General features: G+C 34.1%; 4 protein-coding genes. All 4 read right to left on the bottom strand.

Annotated features, from left to right (window positions below):
- Window positions 1-313 (bottom strand): hypothetical protein (locus QNK89_RS01990; protein ID WP_340169299.1); only part of this gene is annotated, 313 nt, incomplete at its 3' end.
- On the bottom strand, window positions 306-1,325 hold the full coding sequence (locus tag QNK89_RS01985) for a glycosyltransferase (protein ID WP_340169298.1): 1,020 nt from the start codon (window positions 1,323-1,325) through the stop codon (window positions 306-308). The genes QNK89_RS01985 and QNK89_RS01990, both read right to left, overlap by 8 nt.
- Window positions 1,326-1,329: 4 nt before the next feature.
- On the bottom strand, window positions 1,330-2,442 hold the full coding sequence (locus QNK89_RS01980) for a glycosyltransferase family 4 protein (protein ID WP_340169297.1): 1,113 nt from the start codon (window positions 2,440-2,442) through the stop codon (window positions 1,330-1,332).
- Window positions 2,443-2,447: 5 nt separating this feature from the next.
- The coding region (locus QNK89_RS01975; RefSeq protein ID WP_340169296.1) for a hypothetical protein at window positions 2,448-3,024 on the bottom strand (577 nt) is incomplete at its 5' end.

The raw sequence follows: 3,024 nt of genomic DNA, 5'->3' as shown, positions 1-3,024 counted from the left end.
AATACATAAGCACATGTGGTTTAAATACGATGATTTGCCATAATGGCAAAAATACATAAGTAAAAAATGACCAAAATTTTAAGATTATATTTTTTTGATCTCCTGGATAACTAACCCTGGATATTTGGATGTTTTTAGTTTGAAAACTCGGTCTACTTTTATTGTTTTTTGTAGAAAAAACAACTGTTTTAACTAGTTTATCCTTACTGAGTATATTTAATAAATTTGTGATTGGAGGATAATACTCCAATGGTAATAAATGTATTATATAGACGCGTTTCAAGCTACTGTTTTTAGGTATTGGTTTAGGCATTATTTGATAGCCCTATATGTGTGCAAATATTTAACAACTGGCTTTGGTAATCATAACCACTGGTTGTTGCTCTGTGATGTCCTTTTTGAGCTATTTGCTGTAAAGCCTCATCATCTAATAAAAGCTTACTTATTTTATCTACCATATCTTCTTCATTAGAAAAAAACAGAACCTCATCTTCATTAAAAAACTGTGTAGTTTCAGTATTACGTTCGGTTACAAGCACGGTACCACAGGCTGGTATTTCAAAAGTACGTGTGGTATGTAATTCAGGAAAACGCTTAGATACTAGACCCAGACTTAAATGAGCACTTGAAATCGCTTTTGCGTATGCATCATTAAATAAGCCTTCACCTAAAAAATTTAAATTAACTGAATTTTGCGCTTTAATAAACGGCATCCAATTTTTACCTGCCACTTCTACTTTAATATTATGATCTAATAAGGCTTTAATAACAGTCCCTCTTGAAGGCTCATACAAACCAATAAAAAGTACTTTCCTTTCTTTCTGCTGAAAGGTGTGCCTGGGGTAATGTACATTTTTGTCGAAGCCTTGAGGAATAAACATAAGTTTTTCTTTTTTAATGTATTTTAAATAGTCTGCCTTCTCAAAAGATTTAGTGGTAAATACAAAATCATAAAACGATAAGCTTCTATAAAAACATTTAGATCTGTTGCCTTTAAATGCAGTGTCTGGTGTGTAATGTATTAATCTTTTAGCGAGAGATTTTAATTGTTTTGTCACTTGTGGACTAATAAATATCGCTTTATCTACCCAAATAACATCATAAGTTCCTGAGAGTTTACTTAAAACAAAGGTGTTTATCCGATTAACAACAGGCCCTTTCTTGTAACGAAATGCAAACGAACGCCACAACACATGACTTTTATAAAACGGCACGTGTGTATCTATTACCTCAAAAATGTTTGGTCTTATGATTGCCTTTAAAGCTTCTCCTCGCATTCTAGAGGTAGTGCCTAAGGTGTATTGCCCTATGTAAAGTACTTTCATTTATTTAACATTCTTTATTTAAAATAGTTTTAAGCACTTCACCTATTTGATTCCAAGCAAAAGTCTCTTTATTAAATTGTGCTGTCGCTTTTCGCATAATAAAATAGGATTCTTTATCTAAAATTAAAGACTCAACTACCGCAGCAATACCTTTAGGTTTTGGTAAGTAGTCCAACAAGATCCCGGTTTTATTATGTACAATAAGCTCTGGTATAGCAAAATGATTTACACTCACAGTAGGACAACCAAAATACCCTGCTTCAGTAGGAACTAAAGGATTAACATCTTCTCGGGTAACATGCATCAGTAAAAAAGCGTGTGCTAAAACAGCCTCTAGTTGCACTAAATCTTTACACTGTTCTTTGTATAAAAATCCATGATAAACAACACCCTTGGTTGCTTCTACGTTTTGCCCTGGATGACCACCAATAATGTGTAATTGTAATGTTTTATGATTCTGCTTTAACAATTTAAAGGCCTCAAAAACCAAATCACCCCCTTTTTGGTAAAAGTTATTGGCAATAACCACCAAATTTAAACTACCAGAATACGTGTCTTTTTTAGGAATTGGAATATTGCCTCCACGACCAATAGACTTTAATTTAACGACTTTAATAGCATAGTCATCATGGCATTGATTAGCGCCCCATTGCGACTCAAAAAATAGTTTTTCGGCTTTTATTAGCCACTTTTTCTCTGCCAAACAAATGCGCTTTATATCTTGTTTTAAAAATTGATGATAGTTAAAGGTGTTTTTAAAAAACTGTAAAAAATGCACATCATTATACGCGAAGTAAGGCACCCTTGGTTGGCAAGCTATCCATGGTGTAAAACCTCTAAAAAAGACCATATCATAATTGCCCTGTATTGCATCAAACTGCTTGGCAATTTGCCTGAGTCTTTTCTTAGAATAAAAATTAAAACGCCCAGGCCTTCTTAAAATTTTACGTAAAAATTGCGAACGCCATTTGCCTAATTTAGATTCTTTAGGATTTATTTGGACATAGGTACAATTAAAATGTTTTTCGAGTTGCTTGTAAATATGATAGTTAACAGCATTAGCTCCGCCTGTTTGGCTATCTTGGGGTAAAGGGGATATGTATAAAAGGTTTTTCAATGCTACTATTTCATTACTTTTTTAAAAGAATCTCTTAATGACAAGGCGTTATAGAAACCTACTATTTTTGTCAATTTTTTAAAATTTTTTCCACCAACCAAAGGAAGGTTTTTGACATCCAATGTTTGGATAGATTGCTTTGCTTTCTGCAATAAATCTTTATGTTTGGGATGAAACTCATAAATAAAACGTTTATAATTATATGCCAGCGCCTGTCTTACTCTTGGACCATCTTTTACAAACAACACTTGTTTCCTGTATGATTCACAAACCTCTAGAGCAGATTTTGCTGCTCTATAACTCTGGTTTTGCCGCGACAGGCTACTTGCAACCAGTCTATAATAAACAACCGTGTTTTCTACAAATACATTGCCTTTTGAGGCTAGTAACACTCTGCACATAAACTCTCCATCATCATGCAAAGAGAGCCGCTCATCCCAAAGACCTGCCTTATCAATAATTGGTTTTGGTATAAGCCAGCAACCCGGAATCATCATACCCTCTCCCATCCAAGATTGCAAGCACCAATCTATCGGGTTTTGTATAGCCCAAACCTTTGGAGGTGAAATGACAGCCTCTTTA

This window comes from Lacinutrix sp. (genome assembly GCF_037625555.1).
In the GTDB taxonomy this organism is placed as follows: domain Bacteria; phylum Bacteroidota; class Bacteroidia; order Flavobacteriales; family Flavobacteriaceae; genus Lacinutrix.
Note: the sequence above shows the minus strand (reverse complement) of the source record. Positions and strands in the feature narration are given on the sequence as shown.